This is a genomic window from Allobosea sp. GW821-FHT09G06 (assembly GCF_059416005.1).
In genome coordinates this window covers 1-20,897 of the sequence record NZ_JBWKOI010000011.1, presented here as the reverse complement: position 1 = coordinate 20,897, position 20,897 = coordinate 1, and the positions used below count along the sequence as shown (strand labels likewise).

The following is a 20,897-nucleotide window of genomic DNA, read 5'->3' as shown; positions in this document are numbered from 1 at the left end:
GTCTTGCCATGGTCAACGTGACCAATCGTTCCAATGTTGCAGTGCGGCTTGTTCCGCGAAAACTTCTCTTTGGCCATCGTAGCCTCCGTCAGATCTTGTTCAAATGGTCAGTCGGTTCGGTGCGGGGTTCAGGCGTACTTGGCCTGGACCTCGGCGGCCACCGCCGACGGCACCTGCTCATAGTGGTCGAACTGCATCGTGTAGTTGGCACGGCCCTGCGAGAACGAGCGAAGCTGGTTCACATAGCCGAACATGTTCGCCAGCGGAACCATCGCGTTGATCACGACGGCGTTGCCGCGCATGTCCTGGCCCTGGATCTGGCCACGACGCGAGTTCAGGTCGCCGATGACCGAGCCGGTATAGTCTTCCGGGGTCACGACCTCGACCTTCATGATCGGCTCGAGCAGCACGGAGCCGCCCTTCTGCAGACCTTCACGAAGAGCCGCACGCGAGGCGATTTCGAAGGCGAGCGCCGACGAGTCGACTTCGTGGAAGGCGCCGTCGATCAGCGTGACCTTGACGTCCACGACCGGGAAGCCGGCGAGCACGCCCGAGCCGATGACCGAGTTCAGGCCCTTTTCGACGCCCGGGATGTACTCCTTGGGCACCGAACCGCCGACGACCTTCGACTCGAACTCGAAGCCCTTGCCGGTCTCGTTCGGCTCGATGACGAGCTTGACGCGGGCGAACTGGCCCGTACCGCCAGTCTGCTTCTTGTGGGTGTAGTCGATCTCGGCCTTCTTGGTCAGCGTCTCGCGATACGCAACCTGCGGCGCGCCGATATTGGCGTCGACCTTGTAGGTGCGCTTCAGGATGTCGACCTTGATGTCGAGATGGAGCTCGCCCATGCCCTTCAGGATGGTCTGGCCGCTCTCCTGGTCGGTCGACACGCGGAAGGACGGATCCTCGTTCGCGAGCTTCGACAGGGCGAGGCCCAGCTTCTCCTGGTCGGCCTTGGACTTCGGCTCGATCGCGATCGTGATGACCGGCTCGGGGAACTCCATGCGCTCCAGGATGACCGCGTTGGTCGGGTCGCAGAGCGTGTCGCCGGTGCGGACGTCCTTCAGGCCGGCCAGGGCGACGATGTCGCCGGCATAAGCCTCCTTGATGTCCTCGCGGTTGTTCGCATGCATCAGCAGCATGCGGCCGACGCGCTCTTTCTTGTCACGGGTCGAGTTGATGACGCCCTGGCCAGCTTCGACCTTGCCCGAGTAGATGCGGCAGAAGGTGATGGTGCCGACGAAGGGGTCGTCCATGATCTTGAACGCGAGCATCGCGAACGGATCGGCATCGGTCGGGTTGCGGGTGGTCGGCTCTTCCGTCTTGAAGTCGATGCCTTCGACCGCGCCACGATCGACCGGCGACGGCAGGAAGTCGACGACGGCGTCGAGCAGGGGCTGCACGCCCTTGTTCTTGAAGGCCGAGCCGCAGAGAACCGGGTGGAACGCGCGGCGCTGCACGGCCGTGCGGACGAGCTTGCGCAGCGTCGCGGCATCCGGCTCGGTGCCCTCGAGGTAAGCCTCCATCGCGGCGTCGTCCATCTCGACGGCGGCCTCGACGAGCTTGTTGCGATACTCGGCAGCCTTGTCGGCGAGGTCAGCCGGGATGTCCTGCTCCTCGAACGAAGCGCCGAGCGCCTCGCCGTTCCAGACGATCGCCTTCATCTTGATGAGGTCGATCACACCGGCGAAAGCGGCTTCCGAACCAATCGGAATCTGCAGGCAGACGGGCTTGCCGGCAACGCGGTCGATGATGTCCTGGACGCAGCGATAGAAATCGGCGCCGATCTTGTCCATCTTGTTGACGAACACGATACGCGGAACGTCGTACTTGTCGGCCTGGCGCCAGACGGTCTCGGTCTGGGGCTCGACGCCCTGGTTGCCGTCGAGAACGCAGACGGCGCCGTCGAGCACGCGCAGCGAACGCTCGACTTCGATGGTGAAGTCGACGTGGCCGGGGGTGTCGATGATGTTCAGGCGGTTGTCTTGCCAGAAGCAGGTCGTCGCAGCCGAGGTGATCGTGATGCCACGCTCCTGCTCCTGCGTCATCCAGTCCATGGTCGCGGCGCCGTCATGGACTTCGCCGATCTTATGGGACTTGCCGGTATAGTAGAGGATGCGCTCGGTCGTCGTCGTCTTGCCGGCATCAATGTGGGCCATGATGCCGAAGTTGCGATAACGGTCGATGGGATGGGAACGGGCCATGATCGTGCTCTATGTCTCGGGTCAGCGCGCCGCTTACCAGCGGTAGTGCGAGAAGGCGCGGTTGGCTTCCGCCATCCGGTGCGTGTCTTCGCGCTTCTTGACCGCGTTGCCGCGGTTGTTGGCGGCGTCCATCAGCTCGGCCGACAGGCGCTCAACCATGGTCTTGTCATTGCGGCCGCGAGCGGCGGCGATCAGCCAGCGAATGGCGAGAGCCTGGCGACGCTCGGTGCGGACTTCGACCGGAACCTGATAGGTCGCGCCACCGACACGACGCGAACGAACCTCGATCGCCGGAGCGACGTTCTCGAGCGCCGACTTGAAGACGCCGAGCGGCTCGCTCTTGGTCTTGGTCTCGATGATGTCGAAGGCACCGTAGACGATCCGCTCGGCGGTCGACTTCTTACCTTCGTACATGACCGAGTTCATGAACTTGGTCACGACGATATCGCCGAACTTCGGGTCCGGGATAACTTCGCGCTTTTCGGCACTGTGGCGGCGGGACATCGTCTAGTCTCCGTAAATCTTCAACGCGGCGAACCGGCTCAGGCGGGTCGCCCGGCCGGTCGGGCCGAAATTACTTGGGACGCTTGGCGCCGTACTTCGAACGGCGCTGCTTGCGGTTCTTGACGCCCTGCGTGTCGAGCACACCGCGCAGGATGTGATAGCGCACGCCGGGAAGATCCTTCACGCGGCCGCCACGGATCATGACGACAGAGTGCTCCTGGAGGTTGTGACCCTCACCCGGAATGTAGCCGATCACCTCGAAGCCGTTGGTCAGGCGAACCTTCGCAACCTTGCGGAGCGCCGAGTTCGGCTTCTTCGGGGTCGTCGTATAGACGCGCGTGCAAACGCCGCGCTTCTGCGGGCAATTCTCAAGCGCCGGGGCGGTGTTACGCGCCTTCACGGGCGACCGCGACTTGCGGATGAGCTGGCTGATTGTCGGCATTCTGGCCTCTCGCCCCACTGAGCGTTTGGAAATTCCTGGTCAATCTCCCAGGCCGAGCAAAGCCATGACATAAACGAAGCCGCGCCATCGGCGCCCTTTCAGGGGCCTCAGGCGCGTTCGCCAGCAGAGGAACACGGAAAACCCGCGTTCATGCATCCTGCCATGTCGTCAATCGACGCTGGAATTCCGACGGAGTTTCGGTCGCGAAACTCGCTTGCGAACGAAGCGCAAGCGACAAACGTGTCCGACAGCCGTCGACAGTGGCGCGCTTATGACTCACGCGGAGATTCGCGTCAACCCCGGATTCAGGTTCCAGGCCGGTTTAGGCCTGCATTTCCGCCACCCACTGGGCGAATGGCGGCTCCGAACCGGCTACGATCGCATGCCGCGCGCCGATCGACAGCATAGCCGCCGTAAACAGAGCGTAAAGCTCCCTTGGATGAGGCCGCGGTACGATCCCCAGGAGAGAATCATCGGCCGGGGCGAAGCCGTCCCGGGAACAGCAGCCAGAGCGCCCTGCCCTAGCGAACCGCCATTCGAGCCAGAAGCGCCGAGAGCTCACTCTGCCGTGTCACGCCGGTCTTCTGGAAAACCCGCTTCAAGGTAGTGCGCGCCGTCTCCTCGGTGATTCCAAGGCGCTCGCCCGCTTCGCGTGGGGCCAGCCCCACCCCGACCAGTGCGGTCAATCGCGCTTCGGCGAGTGTCAGGCCAAGCAGGTCGCGAACGAGCGCCGGATCGGCCGGGCCGTCCACCTGCGAGCTCGTAACGACCGCGATCGCCACGACATCGGCGAGCAACGCCTCGACGGCGCCACGCTCCGCCGCCCGCACCGGAATGACATGCACGGCCAGGAAGCCGTCGCGCTGCCGGTCCTGCACGATGACCGGTCGCGGCGCATTCAGCAGAATGGCATCACCGAAGGCTGCTTCAGTGATGCGGGCCCGCAATGCTTCGCGCGGCTCCTCGCCGCGCGCCGTCAGCCTACCCTGACTGACGAGCAGGCCGTCGCCGGCGAGCATCTGCCCGGCAGGGTTGGCGAAGAGCACCCGCCCGTCGCCCGCGAGCAGGAAGACGCCGACGCCGAGCCGCGTCAGCGCATCGGCAAGCGCATGCTGCGAAGCTTCGGCATTGATCAGCCGGATGCCGAGCCGCAGCGCATTCTCGACATGGCGGCCGAGCCGGCTCAGCGTTTCGAGCTCGGCATCGGACCATGGCTCCTTGTCCGTTGCACGCTGGACAGCCAGGGCGACCCCGACCCGTGGGTCCGGCGAAATCCCGACGCCGCCGAACCAGCCAAGCCCGTGCGAGCGCAGGAACTGCGCATAGAAAGGCAGGACCTTCATTTCCTCGGGCGTCGCGATGTCGCGATCCGAAATGGTGTCGGAACGCGCGATCGCCCCGCATTCGAGCGAGCGCGAGAAGCGGACATCGTGGCGCCACCACTCGCCGGCATCGTAATCCCGCTGGGCCGCCTCCAGTCCGGGCGAGCAGATCGTGCCATAGGCGCCATCTTCGCGCTGGTAGATCAAATGGGCGCCGACATCGCCGAAGGAATCGGCGATCACCTGCAAGGCAGCGGGCCAGCGTTCGGGTGCCGGCGCAGCATCGTAGATCGCCTCGACCGCAGCGACAAAGCCGGACGACGGCTCGCGGTCGCGCGTATCCGGAACCTTCTGCTTTTCTGCCCAGCTCATGGCGCCCTCCCCCCTGAACCTTAGGCGTTGGCGCCGAGGCTGCGTCAAGCGTGCGCGGGCTGCGATGAAATGCCGTGCCCCAAAAAGAAAACGGCCGCCCGAAGGCGGCCGTTTGAGAGCATAAGGCTTTCGCCGGCTGCTTATTCGGCAGCCGGGAGCACCGCAGCGGCTGCCTTGGCGGCCTTGGCCGCCGCATCCGCCTTCTGGCCGACGATGAGATCGTCGCGACGCGTGGCCACCTGCTTGATGCGGGCGACCTGGGCGCCGGTGCCGGCCGGGATGAGCGAGCCGACGATGACGTTCTCCTTGAGGCCTTCGAGCATGTCCGACTTGCCGTTGACCGCCGCCTCGGTGAGGACGCGGGTGGTCTCCTGGAAGGACGCAGCCGAGATGAAGGAGCGGGTCTGCAGCGAGGCCTTGGTGATGCCGAGCAGGACGGGGACGCCGGATGCCGGCTTCTTGCCCTCTTCGCGCAGCTTCGCGTTGACCTCTTCCAGCTCGATCCGATCGACCTGGTCGCCGGTCAGGATGTCGCTGTCGCCGGACTCGGTGATCTCGACCTTCTGCAGCATCTGCCGGACGATGACCTCGATGTGCTTGTCGTTGATGGTCACGCCCTGGAGGCGATAGACCTCCTGGATTTCGTTGACCAGATAAGCCGCCAGCTCCTCGACGCCCTTGATCGCCAGGATGTCGTGCGGGGCCGGGTTGCCGTCGAGGATGTAGTCGCCGACCTCCACGACATCGCCTTCCTGGAGATGGATGTGCTTGCCCTTCGGGATCAGGTACTCGACCCCGTCGGAACCATCATGCGGCGTCAGCGTGACGCGACGCTTGTTCTTGTAGTCCTTGCCGAAGCCGATCACGCCCGACTTCTCGGCGATGATCGCCGCATCCTTCGGACGACGCGCCTCGAACAGCTCCGCGACGCGCGGCAGACCGCCGGTGATGTCGCGGGTCTTGGCCGAGTCGGTCGAGACACGGGCGAGCACGTCGCCGGCCTTGATCGAATGGCCCGGCTCCACCGAGATGATGCCGTCGACCGGCAGGATGTAGCGGGCTTCGCCACCGCGGGCGAGCTTCGCGACCTTCCCGTCGGCGCCGTAGATCACCATCGCCGGCTTGAGATCGGCCGTACGGGCCGAGCCGCGCCAGTCGATGACGACGCGCTTGGAGATGCCGGTCGCCTCGTCGGTCGTCTCGGTGATCGACATGCCGTCCACGAGGTCCTCGTAGCCGACCTTGCCGTCCACTTCCGCGAGGATCGGGCGGGAATAGGGATCCCACTCGATCAGGCGCTGGCCGCGCTTGACCTTGTCGCCCTCGTCCACGCGAAGCTTCGAGCCGAACTGGACGCGATGGACCGCGCGCTCGGCGCCGTCCGGACCGACGATCACGATGGCGATGTTGCGCGCCATGGCGATCAGGTCGCCGTCCGAGTTCCGCGCGACGTTGCGGTTGCGCATCTTGACCGTGCCTTCGAAGTTCGACTCGACGAAGGACTGGTCGGCGATGGTGGCCGCGCCGCCGATGTGGAAGGTACGCATGGTGAGCTGCGTGCCCGGCTCGCCGATCGACTGCGCCGCGATGACGCCGACGGCCTCGCCCATGTTGACGGGCGTGCCGCGAGCGAGGTCGCGACCGTAGCAGGTGGCGCAGACGCCGTTCTTGGTCTCGCAGGTGAGAACCGAACGTATCTTCACCTCCTGGACGCCGGCGGCGTTGATCTTGGCGATGTCGCTTTCCTCGATCACCACGCCCTTGGCGACGACGATCTTGCCTTCGACGTCGACGATGTCCTCGGCTGTCGCGCGACCCAGGATGCGCATGCCGAGCGAAGCCACGACCTGGCCGGCATCGACGATGGCGCGCATCTTGATGCCGTTATCCGAGCCGCAATCCGTCTCGGAGATGATCGCGTCCTGCGCCACGTCGACGAGACGGCGGGTGAGATAGCCGGAGTTGGCCGTCTTGAGCGCCGTATCGGCGAGACCCTTGCGGGCGCCGTGGGTCGAGTTGAAGTACTCGAGAACGTCGAGGCCTTCCTTGAAGTTCGAGATGATCGGCGACTCGATGATCTCGCCCGACGGCTTGGCCATCAGGCCGCGCATGGCGGCGAGCTGGCGCATCTGCGCCGGCGAACCACGGGCGCCCGAGTGCGACATCATGTAGATCGAGTTGATCTGCTTGTCGCGGCCGGTCTCGTCCTTCTGGACGGTCGAGATGCGGGCCATCATCTCCTGAGCGAGCTTGTCGGAGCACTTCGCCCAGGCGTCGACGACCTTGTTGTACTTCTCGCCCTGGGTGATCAGGCCGTCCTGGTACTGCTGCTCGTAATCCTTGGCGAGCGCGCGGGTCGTGTCGACGATCTCCCACTTGTTCTCCGGCACGACCATGTCGTCCTTGCCGAAGGAGATGCCGGCCTTGAAGGCGTGCTTGAAGCCCAGCCCCATGACGCGGTCGCAGAAGATCACCGATTCCTTCTGACCGCAGCCGCGATACACGGCATCGATCATTCCGGAGATCTCCTTCTTCGTCATCAGCTTGTTGACGACGTCGAAGGACACGGCCGGGTGCTCCGGCAGCGCGGTCGAGAGGATCACGCGGCCCGGCGTGGTGTCGTAGATCTTCGTGTACGGCTTGCCGTCATGGCCGACGCCGGTCCAGCGATACTTGATCTTCGAATGCAGCGTCACGACCTTCTCGTGCAGCGCGTATTCGAGCTCGCCGAAATCGCCGAAGATCTTGCCCTGGCCCGGCTCGCCATCCGAGATGATCGAGAGATAGTAGAGGCCGAGCACGATGTCCTGCGACGGCACGATGATCGGCATGCCGTTCGCCGGGTGCAGGATGTTGTTGGTCGACATCATCAGCACGCGCGCTTCCAGCTGCGCTTCGAGCGACAGCGGGACGTGCACGGCCATCTGGTCGCCGTCGAAATCCGCGTTGAAGGCGGCGCAGACCAGCGGGTGCAGCTGGATCGCCTTGCCCTCGATCAGCACGGGCTCGAAGGCCTGGATGCCCAAGCGGTGCAGCGTCGGCGCGCGGTTCAGCATCACCGGATGCTCGCGGATGACCTCGTCCAGGATATCCCAGACCTCCGGCTTCTCCTTCTCGACGAGCTTCTTGGCCTGCTTGACCGTGGTCGAGTAGCCCTTGGCGTCGAGGCGCGCATAGATGAACGGCTTGAACAGCTCGAGCGCCATCTTCTTCGGCAGGCCGCACTGGTGCAGCTTCATCTCGGGGCCGACGACGATGACCGAACGGCCCGAATAGTCGACGCGCTTGCCGAGCAGGTTCTGGCGGAAGCGGCCCTGCTTGCCCTTCAGCATGTCGGCGAGCGACTTCAGCGGGCGCTTGTTGGCACCCGTGATGACGCGGCCGCGGCGGCCGTTGTCGAACAGGGCATCGACGGACTCCTGCAGCATCCGCTTCTCGTTGCGGATGATGATGTCCGGCGCGCGCAGCTCGATCAGGCGCTTCAGGCGGTTGTTGCGGTTGATGACGCGGCGATAGAGGTCGTTCAGGTCCGAGGTCGCGAAGCGGCCGCCGTCGAGCGGGACGAGCGGGCGCAGATCCGGCGGGATGACCGGAATCTGGGTCATCACCATCCATTCCGGCTTGTTGCCCGACTCCTGGAAGGCCTCGATGATCTTGAGGCGCTTCATCAGCTTCTTGGGCTTCAGCTCCGACGTCGTCGTCGCGATCTCATGCTTGAGATCGGCGTTGATCTGGTCGAGGTCGAGCGCGCGCAGCATCTCGCGGATGGCTTCCGCGCCGATCATGGCGGTGAAGGTATCCGCGCCGTACTCTTCCTGAGCCCGGACGTATTCTTCTTCCGACAGCAGCTGACGGTCCTTGAGCGGGGTCAGGCCCGGCTCGATGACGACATAGCTTTCGAAATAGAGGATGCGCTCCAGGTCCTTGAGCGGCATATCCATCAGGAGGCCGATGCGCGAGGGCAGCGACTTCAGGAACCAGATATGCGCGACCGGGGCGGCGAGCTCGATATGGCCCATGCGCTCGCGCCGGACGCGGGCGAGCGTGACTTCGACGCCGCACTTTTCGCAGATGACGCCCTTGAACTTCATGCGCTTGTACTTGCCGCACAGGCACTCGTAGTCCTTGATCGGCCCGAAGATGCGCGCGCAGAACAGGCCGTCACGCTCCGGCTTGAACGTACGGTAGTTGATGGTCTCCGGCTTTTTGATCTCGCCATAGGACCAGGACAGGATCTTCTCCGGGCTCGCGATCGAAATCTTGATCGCGTCGAAGGCCTGCTGGACCGGCTGCTGGCCGAAAAGGTTCATGACCTCTTGCTTCATCGCCTGTCTCCTCTAGCCGGCGGGGACGAAGGCCACCCTGCCCGGCTTCTGAAATCCGTGGCCGGCGGCCTCAGCGCCGCCGGCATGTACCCAAGGTTTGGTTAACGGCTTATTCGGCCGCTTCGGCCGGCGGCAACTCGCCCGGCTTCACCTTGTTGTTGATCAGCTCGACATTGAGGCCGAGCGAGCGCATTTCCTTCACGAGAACGTTGAAGCTCTCCGGAATGCCCGCTTCGAAGTTGTCCTCGCCGCGCACGATCGACTCGTAGACCTTGGTGCGGCCCGCGACGTCGTCCGACTTCACCGTCAGCATTTCCTGCAGGGTGTAGGCGGCACCGTAGGCTTCGAGCGCCCAGACCTCCATTTCGCCGAAGCGCTGACCGCCGAACTGCGCCTTGCCGCCCAGCGGCTGCTGGGTGACGAGCGAATACGGACCGATCGAACGGGCGTGGATCTTGTCGTCGACCAGGTGGTGCAGCTTGAGCATGTAGATGTAGCCCATCGTCACCTTGCGGTCGAAAGGCTCACCCGTGCGGCCGTCATAGAGGGTCGACTGACCAGAGCTATGCAGGCCGGCCTGCTCCAGCAGACGCTCGATATCGGCTTCCTTGGCGCCGTTGAAGACCGGGGTCGCGACGGGAACGCCGCGACGCAGGTTCTGGCCCATCTCGACGAGCTCGGCCTCGTCCATCGAGGCGATGATCTCGTTGTCCTCGTAGACGGCATCGAACTCGGCCTTCAGCGCCTTGAAGTCGCTCGACTTCTTGTAGGCATCGAGCGCCTTGCCGATCTGCTTGCCGAGGCCCGCAGCCGCCCAGCCCAGATGGGTCTCCAGGATCTGTCCGACGTTCATGCGCGAGGGCACGCCGAGCGGGTTCAGCACGATGTCGGCATGGGTGCCGTCCTCAAGGAACGGCATGTCCTCCACCGGCACGATGCGCGAGACCACGCCCTTGTTGCCGTGGCGGCCGGCCATCTTGTCGCCCGGCTGGATCTTGCGCTTCACCGCGACGAAGACCTTGACCATCTTCATCACGCCCGGAGGCAATTCGTCGCCACGCTGCAGCTTCTCGACCTTGTCGAGGAAGCGCTGCTCAAGGCGCTTCTTCGACTCGTCGTACTGCTTCCGCATCGCCTCGATCTCGGTCATCAGCGAGTCTTCGGCGGTCGCGAACAGCCACCACTGCGAACGCGGGAACTCGCTCATCACCTCGCGGGTGATGACCGTGTCCTTCTTGAAGCCCTTCGGGCCGGCGAGGCCGGTCTTGCCGGTCAGGATCTCGGCCAGACGCGCGAAGGTGTTGCGGTCCAGGATCGCCTGCTCGTCGTCACGGTCCTTGGCGAGACGCTCGATTTCCTCGCGCTCGATCGCCTGGGCGCGCTCGTCCTTGTCGACGCCATGGCGATTGAACACGCGGACCTCGACGATCGTGCCCTGCACGCCGGGCGGAACCCGCAGCGAGGTGTCGCGCACGTCCGAAGCCTTCTCGCCGAAGATGGCGCGCAGCAGCTTCTCTTCCGGGGTCATCGGGCTCTCGCCCTTCGGCGTGATCTTGCCGACGAGGATGTCGCCCGCCGCAACCTCAGCGCCGATATAGACGATGCCGGCTTCGTCGAGGTTCTTCAGCGCCTCTTCCGAAACGTTCGGAATGTCGCGCGTGATTTCCTCCGGGCCGAGCTTGGTGTCGCGGGCCATGACCTCGAACTCCTCGATATGGATCGAGGTGAAGACGTCCTGGGCCACGATGTTCTCGGAGAGAAGGATCGAGTCCTCGAAGTTGTAGCCGTTCCACGGCATGAACGCGACGAGCACGTTCCGGCCGAGCGCCAGCTCGCCGAACTCCGTCGACGGGCCGTCGGCGACGATGTCGCCCTTCTTGACGATGTCGCCGACGCGGACCAGCGGACGCTGCGTGATGCAGGTCGACTGGTTGGAGCGCTGGAACTTCTGCAGCCGGTAGATGTCGACGCCCGGCTTCGTCGGGTCCATCTCGTCCGAAGCGCGGATGACGATACGGGTCGCGTCGACCTGGTCGACGATACCGCCGCGGCGAGCCGCGATCGCAGCACCCGAGTCACGGGCGACGACGGCTTCCATGCCGGTGCCGACGAAGGGCGCGTCGGCGCGAACCAGCGGCACCGCCTGGCGCTGCATGTTCGAGCCCATCAGCGCGCGGTTCGCGTCGTCGTTCTCAAGGAACGGGATCAGCGCCGCGGCGACGGAGACGAGCTGCTTCGGCGACACGTCCTGGAAGTCGACCTTGTCGACCGGGGTGACGATGACTTCGCCGGCGCGGCGGCAGACGATCAGGTCGTCCGTCAGGCGGCCTTCGGCATCGACGGCGGCATTCGCCTGGGCGACGTTGTACTTCGCCTCTTCCATCGCCGAGAGATAGATCACCTCGTTCGTGACCTTGCCGTCACGGATGCGGCGATACGGGCTCTCGATGAAGCCGTACTTGTTCACCCGCGCGAAGGTGGCGAGCGAGTTGATCAGGCCGATATTCGGGCCTTCCGGCGTCTCGATCGGGCAGATGCGGCCATAATGCGTCGGGTGCACGTCGCGCACCTCGAAGCCGGCGCGCTCGCGGGTCAGGCCGCCCGGGCCAAGCGCCGAGAGACGGCGCTTGTGGGTGACTTCCGAGAGCGGGTTGGTCTGGTCCATGAACTGCGAGAGCTGCGACGAGCCGAAGAACTCGCGCACGGCGGCGGCCGCCGGCTTCGCGTTGATCAGGTCCTGCGGCATGACCGTGTCGATATCGACCGAGGACATGCGCTCCTTGATGGCGCGCTCCATGCGGAGCAGGCCCAGACGGTACTGGTTCTCCATGAGCTCGCCGACCGAGCGCACGCGGCGGTTGCCGAGATGGTCGATGTCGTCGATCTCGCCCTTGCCGTCGCGCAGGTCGACCAGCGCCTTGACGACCGCGAAGATGTCTTCCTTGCGCAGGATGCGCACGGTGTCCTCGGCGTCGAGGTCGAGGCGCATGTTCATCTTGACGCGGCCCACGGCCGAAAGGTCGTAGCGCTCGGCGTCGAAGAACAGCGACTGGAACATGTTCTCAGCCGTCTCGAGGGTCGGCGGCTCGCCCGGGCGCATCACGCGGTAGATGTCGAACAGGGCTTCCTCGCGGCGCGAGTTCTTGTCGACGTTCAGCGTGTTGCGGATATAGGGGCCGACCGTGATGTGGTCGATGTCGAGCACCGGGATCTCGTCGAAGCCGTCATCGACGAGCTGCTTCAGGAGCTTCTCGGTGATTTCCTCGCCGGCCTCGGCATAGACCTCGCCCGTCGCCGGGTTGACCAGGTCCTCGGCGATGTACTGGGTGTACAGGTCCTCGTCCTGCGCGCGCAGGAACTTCAGGCCCTTCTCGGCCAGCTGGCGGGCCGTGCGGGCGACGAGCTTCTTGCCGGCCTCGACCACGACCTCACCGGTATCGGCGTCGATCAGGTCCTCGGAGGCCTTGAAGCCCTTCATGCGCTCCGCGTCGTAGGGAACGCGCCAGCCCTTGGCGTCCTTGGCGTAGGTGATGTGCTTGTAGAAGCGGTTGAGGATCTCCTCGCCGTCCATGCCGAGCGCGAACAGCAGCGAGGTGACCGGGATCTTACGCTTCCGGTCGATACGGGCATAGACGATGTCCTTGGCGTCGAACTCGATGTCGAGCCAGGAACCGCGATAGGGGATGATGCGCGCGGCGAAGAGCAGCTTGCCCGAGGAATGGGTCTTGCCCTTGTCGTGATCGAAGAACACGCCCGGCGAACGGTGCATCTGCGAGACGATGACGCGCTCGGTGCCGTTGACGATGAAGGTGCCGTTGTCGGTCATGAGCGGCATGTCGCCCATGTAGACATCCTGCTCCTTGATGTCCTTGACGGACTTGGCCTGGGTGTCCGGATCGATATCGAACACGATCAGGCGCAGCGTCACCTTGAGCGGCGCCGAGAAGGTCATGCCGCGCTGGCGGCACTCGTCGACGTCGTATTTCGGCGGCTCGAAGGTGTACTTCACGAACTCCAGCAGCGAGGCGCCGGAGAAATCGCCGATCGGGAAGACGGACTTGAAGACGGACTGGAGGCCCTCGTCGGCGCGGCCGCCCTTGGGCTCGTCGACCATCAGGAACTGGTCATAGGACGCCTTCTGAACCTCGATGAGGTTCGGCATCTCAGCCACTTCCTTGAGTTTGCCGAAGAACTTGCGGACGCGCCTGCGACCCTGGAGCGAATTGACCATGTTGTTCCTCGCAATCTCTTCGGACGGCTCACCCGGAGGTCCGGGCGGTCGAAGGCGGCAGGCCGCCGGGTGAGCCGTTCGGCGCCGCATCGCGCCGACCTGCATTTCAGTTGAAGCCGCACCGCACGGTTGCAGCAGGCTCCAGCAACAACTCCCGCGCACTTGCGCGGAAACGACGCAACAGCCCCGGAGGCGTTAAGCGCCCCGGGACTGTCGATAGTGACTACGGTCGGACCGGCATCAGCCGGCCCAAGCTCACTTGAGCTCGACCTTGGCGCCGACGGCCTCGAGCTGCTTCTTGAGCTTCTCGGCCTCGTCCTTGCCAACCGACTCCTTGACCGGCTTCGGAGCGCCTTCGACCAGGTCCTTGGCTTCCTTGAGGCCCAGGCCGGTGATGGCGCGGACTTCCTTGATCACCTCGATCTTCTTGTCGCCGGCCGAAGCCAGGACAACGGTGAACTCGGTCTGCTCTTCAGCAGCGGCGGCAGCGCCACCGCCAGCAGCCGGACCAGCCGCAACAGCGACGGCGGCGGCGGCGGAAACGCCCCACTTCTCTTCGAGCATCTTGGCGAGGTCAGCGGCCTCGAGAACGGTGAGCGACGACAGCTCGTCGACGAGCTTGGCGAGATCGGCCATGTTTAACTTCCTGTCTTAAGAGGTTCGAACGATAAGGGTTGCTGGCTATCAAGCCGCATTCTTGTCGGCGTAAGCCTGAACCACGCGAGCCAGCTTGCCGGCGGGCGCGTTCGTGAGCTGCGCGAGCTTCGTAGCCGGGGCCTGGATAAGGCCGATGAGCTTGGCGCGCATTTCGTCGAGCGAGGGCATCGTGGCCAGGGCCTTGACACCATCGGGGTTCAGGGCGGTCGTGCCCATCGCGCCGCCCAGGATGACGAGCTTGTCGTTTTCCTTGGCGAAAGCGGTGGCGACCTTCGGCGCCGCGACCGGATCGTTTGAATAAGCGATCAGGGTGGGACCCGTCAGCAACTTGCTGATGGACGCGACGTCGGTGCCTTCAAGAGCGATCTTGGCCAAGCGGTTCTTTGCGACCTTAACAGTGGCGCCATTCGCCTTCATCTCGCGACGAAGCTTCTGGAACTGGGCCACGGTCAAACCCGCATAGTGGGCCACGACGACGACCGACGTGTTCGCAAACACATCGTTCAGCGACGCGACGGCATCTTTCTTTGCCGCTTTATCCACTGGGCTCTCTCCGGTAGGCGACAAGCCTTGAGGGCTGGCCGCCGGTTGCAAATGCCGCTTCCCGAAACCCCGGTTGACACCGGCGCCCCGCAAAGCGACGCTTGGTGCCCTGTCCCCGCTCCCGAACCCACGAGGGGCCGCGATCGGGCGAGATGGTTCGAACCGTCTTTTCCGGATCTCGCGATCCGGGACTAAGCTCTTGCACCGTCTATGCAGGCCTCTTGGCGAAATTATGCTCCCGGACGAACCGGGAAGGCACCTGCAGTCTCAGACAGGACTGGATGATTCCATGCCTCGGAAATCACTTTCCCCGGCTCAAATCACCCATTCTTCAGCGGAAAACCGCCGAAAAACGCGAAACAGACCCCTTCGTGCCAGGCACGCTGGAGCCCCTTCACTTATGGAAACAGGCTGCGTCATAACGCTTTAGCCTGCTTCTGCCAAGTAGGCTCTTGACTTCACGAAATCAAGAGCGGGTGGGCGGCCGGTCAGCCAGCCGCCCTTCCCTCAAGCTTGTCAGCCACCGATGACGGTGTTCGGCTCGATCTTGACGCCCGGGCCCATGGTCGACGACAGGGCGACGCGCTGGATGTAGGTGCCCTTGGCGCCGGCGGGCTTCGCCTTGGCGACCGAGTCGACGAAAGCCTTGATGTTCTCCGAGAGCTTCTCGGCCGAGAACGAGGCCTTGCCGACGGCGGCGTGAACGATACCGGCCTTCTCGACGCGGAACTCCACCGAACCACCCTTCGAGGCGGCGACGGCGGCGGTCACGTCCATGGTGACGGTGCCGACGCGCGGGTTCGGCATCAGGCCGCGCGGGCCGAGAACCTTACCGAGACGGCCGACGAGACCCATCATGTCCGGGGTCGCGATGCAGCGATCGAAGTTGATCTCGCCCTTCTGGACGGACTCGACCAGCTCCTCGGCGCCGACGATGTCGGCACCCGCAGCCTTGGCCTCATCGGCCTTGGCGCCGCGGGCGAAGACGGCGACGCGCAGCGTGCGGCCCGAACCGTTCGGCAGGTTGCAGACGCCGCGGACCATCTGGTCGGCGTGACGCGGATCGACGCCGAGATTCATCGCGATCTCGACAGTCTCGTCGAACTTGGCGTTGGCGCGTTCCTTGATGAACGTGACAGCCTGGTCGAGCGAGTACAGCTTGGTGCGGTCAATGCCTTCACGGCCCTTGACGACGCGCTTTCCGACATGTGCCATTGGTCAGCCTCCCTCAGCCCACGACTTCCAGGCCCATGGACCTGGCCGAGCCACGGATCATGGCCGAAGCCGATTCGACGGTGTCGCAGTTGAGATCGGCCATCTTCTTCTCGGCGATCTCGGCGATCTGCGCAGTGGTGACCTTGCCGACGTTGCCGCCCTTGCCCGGGGTCTTCGAACCCGCGGTCAGGCCAGCAGCCTTCTTCAGCCAGTACGAGACCGGCGGCTGCTTCATCTCGAAGGTGAAGGAACGATCGGCATACGCGGTGATGATCACCGGGATCGGCATGCCCTTTTCCATCTGCTGGGTCTTCGCGTTGAAGGCCTTGCAGAATTCCATGATGTTGAGGCCGCGCTGACCCAGCGCCGGACCGATCGGCGGCGACGGATTGGCCGCGCCCGCCGGAACCTGAAGCTTCACGTAGCCCGTGATCTTCTTCGCCATGATGGCTGCTCCTGCCGTCCGCTCCGATGCCTATTCGAAACGACGACGACCCCGCCTGCCGATGCTCTTCATCGGGGCCGGGGTGGTTGCAGTGCGTGGTGCGGCGCCTTGAGTCCGGCTGGCGACCGGCACGCCTCCCACGCGGTTGAGGCGCGCCCTATGACATAAGGCAGCGCCGAAGGGAAGTGGATTCGCTAATGGCGAACCACAGCCCTCATCCTGAGGAGCAAGCGGAGCTTGCGTCTCGAAGGATGTTCCAGATGATTCCGGAGCCTCCTGAAGCATCCTTTGAGACGCCGCTGAAGCGGCTCCTCAGGATGAGGGCTCCGGAACGGCACGAAAAGCCTCAGAGCTTCTCGACCTGGCTGTATTCCAGCTCGACCGGCGTGGCGCGGCCGAAGATCGAGACCGCGACCTTGAGGCGGGCGCGGGCGTGATCGACATCCTCGACGACGCCGTTGAACGAAGCGAAGGGGCCGTCCGCGACCTTGACCTGCTCGCCGACCTCGAAAACGATCGTCGGCTTCGGCCGCTCGATGCCCTCGGCGACCTGGCCCTTGATCCGCATCGCCTCATGCTCGGGGATCGGCATGGGCTTGGCCTTGTCGGCGCCCAGGAAGCCGGTGACCTTCGGCGTGTTCTTGATGAGGTGATAGACCTCGTCGGTCATCTCGCACTTCACCAGGACGTAGCCGGGGAAGAACTTGCGCTCGGTGTCGACCTTGCGGCCGCGGCGAACCTCGACGACCTTCTCGGTCGGCACCAGCACCTCGTCGAACTTGTCGGCGAGGTTACGCTGCGCGGCCTGGTCGCGGATCGACTGGGCGACCTTGTTCTCGAAGTTCGAATAGGCGTGGACGATATACCAGCGGGTGCTCACGTTCGTAATTCCGTTCAACGGGCGCCGAGGACGAGGCCGAGCACCCAGCGGATGACGGTGTCGGTGAAGAGGAAGAACAGGCTGGACAGGACCACCATGGCGAGCACGAGGCCCGTGGTGATCAGCGTCTCGCGGCGCGACGGCCAGGTGACCTTGGTCGCCTCGGAGCGCACGTCCTGCAGGAACTGGAAGGGATTGGATTTCGCCATGAACCACCTCGGGTTCCGAGCCGGTCCGCGATCTCTTGCGGTGCCGATTCGGCCGTCCTGAAACATTCGCGGCGCGGAACCCGGGGAGGGTTGCGCGCCGTCGTTGCAAGCCTCTTACATCGCTTGCGGCCTTTAGCCAAGACCCTTTCGGGTTCGGCCTCCTCTCAGGCCCGGCTCGCCGCGATCAGCAGGAAGAACGGCCGCTCACGCTCCCTTGCCCATCCAGGCTCGGCCGCGACCTGCTCCGGGCTCGGCGCCCATTCGACCAGCCGGTCCAGCCTAAAGCCCCCACCGAGCAGCAGGTCGAGATAGGTGCCGATGGTCCGATGGCGCTTGACCACCCCTTCTGCCAGCCAGTTGCTCACCCGCCTGCCCTCGTCGTGATAGCCGTTGATCGGCCAGGTCGCGCGGCCATCGGCATCGACAAGCCATTCCTGCCGAACCGGCGCGGTCATGATCGGATGTTCGACCGAGCAGACAAGGCTGCCGCCCGGCTTCAGCGCTGCATGCACACGCCCGAACAGCGCGGTAAGATCCTCGATGTAGTGGAAGGCAAGCGAGCTATAGGCGAGATCGAAGGCAGCCGCCGGCGGCGCATAGGTTTCGAGATCGGCACGCTCATAGGCCACGCGGGAATCGGGCGTCTCATGCCGCGCACGCTCCAGCATCTTCTCGGACACGTCGACGCCGAGCACGCTGGCAGCGCCCTCGCCCGCCGCGAAACGGCAGAACCAACCGAAGCCGCAGCCGAGATCGAGAGCGCTCTTACCAGCGAGTTCGGGTAGCATTCCGCGCAGCACGGGCCATTCCGGAGCGCCGTCCAGACCATGGACGGACCGCGGCAGCTGGCTGTAGCCCGCGAAGAAGGTCTCGTCGTCGTAGATGTTCTGGGTCATGGATGCCTCGCCAACCTGCTTGGGCATCCGGGCTTCAAGTCGCCAGCGGGACGACTGGCAGGGGCAGCAGGGCTCGAACCCGCGACCTGCGGTTTTGGAGACCGCCGCTCTACCAACTGAGCTATACCCCTGCAGGTGGGCGTCATGTGCCCCAAGGCGCGATGCATTTCAAGTCGAAATCGCTGGTCATCCTCATTTGCTGTAAGAGCCGAGCTCGCGCGCATAGCGCTCGACTAGCTTCAGCCCGAATTCGGTCGGCCTGAGCGCCGGGCCGCGATCGTGGATCGGGATGCCGGCGCGCGCGCCGAAGATGCGCTTGCCGTAGCAAAGCAGCGTCTCGATCGACTGCATGATGAAGGTGATCGCCGGCAGAACCTCGCGATAGGCGGCATCGGCGCCGGCTTCGTCGCCGGCCTTGTAGCGGGCATAGGCGCGCAGCGCGTAGTCGATCGTGTCTGGCGCCAGGATCATGCCGGCGCAGCCGGCGCGGAAATTGTCGATGAGCTCAAGCCCGCCGCGCCCGTTGAGAATCGGCAAGCGGCCCTCGGTGACCGCGATCAGCCGCTCGATCTCGACGACCGAGCCCTCGCCCTTGATCAAGCTGATATTCGGATAGCGCCGGGTCAGCTCGCGGATATCCTCCGCCGAAAGGCCGCGCCCCATATAGGCCGGCGCGTTCTGGATCGCGACCGGCAGTGAGGTCGTCTCGGCGATGCGCCCGAAGAAATTGATGTATTCGCCCGCCCCGAAGCTGCCTACCATTGGCGGCTGGAGAATCACCCAATCGGCACCGTTCTGCTCGGCAACCTTCACCAGCGCGGCCTGCTCCGCCACCGAGGAGCCGAAGATCGTGAAGGCGAGCGGCTTCCTGCCCGCCACATCCTCCGCCATCCATTCCATCACGGTGCAGCGCTCGGTGAAGCTGAGCTTCGAGACTTCGGTCGCGAGCCCCAGCGCCGCCATGCCCTGCACGTCGAGATCGAGGCTGATCTGCGTCTGCTTGCGCATCGCCGCGCGGTCGAGCCGTTCATGCGCGTCGAACAGCGCGAAGACGATCGAATGGATACCCGGAAACGGCGGCGCGAAACCCATGAGACGAACCTCCCCTGGGCCGCTCTGCGGGGCGTCCGCGTAGGGCGCGGATCGGGTGACGGCCCTGCCCTCGTTTCTAGAGAGCCGCCATTCCCGCGACCAGCCCGCCCGGCAGGCGGGCGCCCTGCGCCATCCGCAGGATCAGGCGATGTCGAGCCAGCGCCCTGCCCGCGCCGAGGCCTGGATCGTCTCGACCAGCATCTGGATGCGCTCTCCCGCCCGGAAATCGAACGGCTCGGGCCGCAGACCCGCGATCGCCTCCATGAAGCCCGCCACCTCGATCGCCTTTAGGTCGTTGAAACCGAGCTGATGGCCCGGCGCCACGCAGAACAGCCCATAGGGCTCATGCTCCGGCCCGGCCTCGATCCGGCGGAAGCCCCGCCGTCCGGCGGCATCGGCCGTGCTGTAGACATGCAGTTCGTTGAGGCGCTCCTGCGTGAAGAGCAGCGCGCCCTTGGTGCCGTAGACCTCGAAATCATGCTGCATCTTGCGCCCGGTCGCGATCCAGCTCGCCTCGATGCTGCCGCTCGCGCCATTGGCGAAGCGCAGGAAGGCTCGGCCGCTGTCATCGACCTCGACCGCGCGCTGCCCGCCCCGCCCGTCCGGACGGCTGGAAATGGCGGTGACGCAATCGCCCATCACCTTTGTGATCGGTCCGAGCAGGAATTCGGCCGTCGCCAGCGCATGGCTGCCGATATCGGCCAGCGCCCCGCCGCCGGCCGGCTCGTGCCGGAAGCCGAAAGGCGTCGCGGCATCGGCCATGTAGTCCTCGGCATGAATGCCGCGATAGCTTCTGACCTCGCCGATTTCGCCGGCCCTAATCATCTCCCGCGCCAGCCCGAGCATCGGATTGCAGAGATAATTGAAGCCGACCTGTGTCTTGATCGTCGCGGCAGCCGCCGCATCGGCCATCTCGCGCGCCTCGGCCGCCGTCGGCGCCAGCGGCTTCTCGCAATAGACATGCTTGCCGGCCGCGATGGCCGCGAGCGCCATCTCGCGATGGAAGGCGTTCGGCGCTGTGATATCGATCAGGTCGATTTCGGGATCGGCAATGAGGCTGCGCCAATCGCCGCTGGAGCGGGCGAAACCGAGCGTCCGTGCCGCCGCTGCCGCAAGCGTCTCATTCCGGTCGGCGACCGTATGCAGCTCAAGCTCGAAAGGCAGGTCGAAGACCCGCTGCGCCGCGGCAAAGCCGAAGACATGGGCCTTGCCCATGAAGCCCGTGCCGATCAGGCCGATCCTCAGCCTTGGCTTTCCCATCGTCATCGGCGTCTCCCGGCAGTCGCTCTCGAAACGGCGACGTTGCCGAACTGATAGCCGGCTGATTGTCGGCACGCCATGGCGCGAACATGCACAGCTGTGCACAGATTATTGAACAAGCCACTCCGACGCGCTCGTCAGCCAGCCGCGAACGCTGCGGGCAAAGAAAAAGGGCGGTGTCGCCACCGCCCTTTCCCAAATCAGTCTGCGTGCAGTCGATCAGGCGATGATGCTGGCGACGACGCCGGCGCCGACGGTGCGACCGCCTTCGCGGATGGCGAAGCGCAGCTTCTCTTCCAT

16 protein-coding genes and 1 tRNA gene are annotated in these 20,897 nt (G+C 64.8%); all 17 read right to left on the bottom strand.

Annotated features, from left to right (window positions below; genetic code table 11):
* Positions 1-128 precede the first annotated feature (128 nt).
* Positions 129-2,204, bottom strand: a complete 2,076-nt coding sequence (gene fusA / locus AC07NY_RS25925) for an elongation factor G (RefSeq protein WP_492288406.1) — start codon at positions 2,202-2,204, stop codon at positions 129-131.
* Between the two features lie 33 nt (positions 2,205-2,237).
* Entirely contained in the window at positions 2,238-2,708 is a 471-nt protein-coding gene (rpsG, locus tag AC07NY_RS25920) for a 30S ribosomal protein S7 (RefSeq protein WP_494586088.1), read from the bottom strand.
* A gap of 70 nt (positions 2,709-2,778) precedes the next feature.
* Complete coding sequence (gene rpsL / locus AC07NY_RS25915) at positions 2,779-3,150, bottom strand: 30S ribosomal protein S12 (protein WP_199085547.1); 372 nt, start codon at positions 3,148-3,150, stop codon at positions 2,779-2,781.
* A 521-nt stretch (positions 3,151-3,671) separates the two neighbouring features.
* Positions 3,672-4,844: a helix-turn-helix transcriptional regulator gene (locus tag AC07NY_RS25910; protein WP_492288407.1), complete on the bottom strand. Its 1,173-nt coding sequence runs from the start codon at positions 4,842-4,844 to the stop codon at positions 3,672-3,674.
* A 140-nt stretch (positions 4,845-4,984) separates the two neighbouring features.
* Entirely contained in the window at positions 4,985-9,169 is a 4,185-nt protein-coding gene (gene rpoC, locus AC07NY_RS25905) for a DNA-directed RNA polymerase subunit beta' (RefSeq protein WP_492288408.1), read from the bottom strand.
* Positions 9,170-9,278: 109 nt separating this feature from the next.
* A complete protein-coding gene (gene rpoB, locus AC07NY_RS25900; RefSeq protein ID WP_492288409.1) occupies positions 9,279-13,400 on the bottom strand; it encodes a DNA-directed RNA polymerase subunit beta in 4,122 nt (1,373 codons plus the stop codon).
* A 255-nt stretch (positions 13,401-13,655) separates the two neighbouring features.
* On the bottom strand, positions 13,656-14,036 hold the full coding sequence (gene rplL / locus AC07NY_RS25895) for a 50S ribosomal protein L7/L12 (protein WP_112580465.1): 381 nt from the start codon (positions 14,034-14,036) through the stop codon (positions 13,656-13,658).
* A gap of 48 nt (positions 14,037-14,084) precedes the next feature.
* Positions 14,085-14,600, bottom strand: coding sequence for a 50S ribosomal protein L10 (gene rplJ, locus AC07NY_RS25890; RefSeq protein WP_492288410.1), 516 nt, complete (start codon positions 14,598-14,600; stop codon positions 14,085-14,087).
* Positions 14,601-15,116: 516 nt separating this feature from the next.
* Entirely contained in the window at positions 15,117-15,815 is a 699-nt protein-coding gene (rplA, locus tag AC07NY_RS25885) for a 50S ribosomal protein L1 (RefSeq protein WP_265059853.1), read from the bottom strand.
* Between the two features lie 13 nt (positions 15,816-15,828).
* Positions 15,829-16,260, bottom strand: a complete 432-nt coding sequence (gene rplK, locus AC07NY_RS25880; protein ID WP_492288411.1) for a 50S ribosomal protein L11 — start codon at positions 16,258-16,260, stop codon at positions 15,829-15,831.
* Positions 16,261-16,606: 346 nt separating this feature from the next.
* Entirely contained in the window at positions 16,607-17,140 is a 534-nt protein-coding gene (gene nusG, locus AC07NY_RS25875; RefSeq protein WP_047577926.1) for a transcription termination/antitermination protein NusG, read from the bottom strand.
* 14 nt (positions 17,141-17,154) lie between these two features.
* The gene (gene secE, locus AC07NY_RS25870; protein WP_061966725.1) at positions 17,155-17,349 is read right to left on the bottom strand and encodes a preprotein translocase subunit SecE; all 195 of its coding nucleotides are present in this window, start codon (positions 17,347-17,349) and stop codon (positions 17,155-17,157) included.
* Between the two features lie 164 nt (positions 17,350-17,513).
* A complete protein-coding gene (locus tag AC07NY_RS25865; protein ID WP_494586087.1) occupies positions 17,514-18,245 on the bottom strand; it encodes a class I SAM-dependent methyltransferase in 732 nt (243 codons plus the stop codon).
* A gap of 55 nt (positions 18,246-18,300) precedes the next feature.
* Positions 18,301-18,376: transfer RNA gene (locus AC07NY_RS25860), tRNA-Trp, on the bottom strand.
* 61 nt (positions 18,377-18,437) lie between these two features.
* Positions 18,438-19,337, bottom strand: coding sequence for a dihydrodipicolinate synthase family protein (locus AC07NY_RS25855; RefSeq protein WP_494586086.1), 900 nt, complete (start codon positions 19,335-19,337; stop codon positions 18,438-18,440).
* 141 nt (positions 19,338-19,478) lie between these two features.
* Complete coding sequence (locus AC07NY_RS25850; protein WP_494586089.1) at positions 19,479-20,597, bottom strand: Gfo/Idh/MocA family protein; 1,119 nt, start codon at positions 20,595-20,597, stop codon at positions 19,479-19,481.
* 219 nt (positions 20,598-20,816) lie between these two features.
* Positions 20,817-20,897: EF-Tu C-terminal domain-related protein (locus AC07NY_RS25845; RefSeq protein WP_082617441.1), on the bottom strand; the 81-nt coding region annotated here is incomplete at its 5' end.

Bases quoted from the DNA above. Each gene is read 5' to 3' on its own strand.
- fusA (WP_492288406.1), bottom strand. From the start codon at position 2,204: ATGGCCCGTTCCCATCCCATCGACCGTTATCGCAACTTCGGCATCATG.
- rpsG (WP_494586088.1), bottom strand. From the start codon at position 2,708: ATGTCCCGCCGCCACAGTGCCGAAAAGCGCGAAGTTATCCCGGACCCG.
- rpsL (WP_199085547.1), bottom strand. From the start codon at position 3,150: ATGCCGACAATCAGCCAGCTCATCCGCAAGTCGCGGTCGCCCGTGAAG.
- AC07NY_RS25910 (WP_492288407.1), bottom strand. From the start codon at position 4,844: ATGAGCTGGGCAGAAAAGCAGAAGGTTCCGGATACGCGCGACCGCGAG.
- rpoC (WP_492288408.1), bottom strand. From the start codon at position 9,169: ATGAAGCAAGAGGTCATGAACCTTTTCGGCCAGCAGCCGGTCCAGCAG.
- rpoB (WP_492288409.1), bottom strand. From the start codon at position 13,400: ATGGTCAATTCGCTCCAGGGTCGCAGGCGCGTCCGCAAGTTCTTCGGC.
- rplL (WP_112580465.1), bottom strand. From the start codon at position 14,036: ATGGCCGATCTCGCCAAGCTCGTCGACGAGCTGTCGTCGCTCACCGTT.
- rplA (WP_265059853.1), bottom strand. From the start codon at position 15,815: ATGGCACATGTCGGAAAGCGCGTCGTCAAGGGCCGTGAAGGCATTGAC.
- rplK (WP_492288411.1), bottom strand. From the start codon at position 16,260: ATGGCGAAGAAGATCACGGGCTACGTGAAGCTTCAGGTTCCGGCGGGC.
- secE (WP_061966725.1), bottom strand. From the start codon at position 17,349: ATGGCGAAATCCAATCCCTTCCAGTTCCTGCAGGACGTGCGCTCCGAG.
- AC07NY_RS25865 (WP_494586087.1), bottom strand. From the start codon at position 18,245: ATGACCCAGAACATCTACGACGACGAGACCTTCTTCGCGGGCTACAGC.
- AC07NY_RS25855 (WP_494586086.1), bottom strand. From the start codon at position 19,337: ATGGGTTTCGCGCCGCCGTTTCCGGGTATCCATTCGATCGTCTTCGCG.
- AC07NY_RS25850 (WP_494586089.1), bottom strand. From the start codon at position 20,597: ATGGGAAAGCCAAGGCTGAGGATCGGCCTGATCGGCACGGGCTTCATG.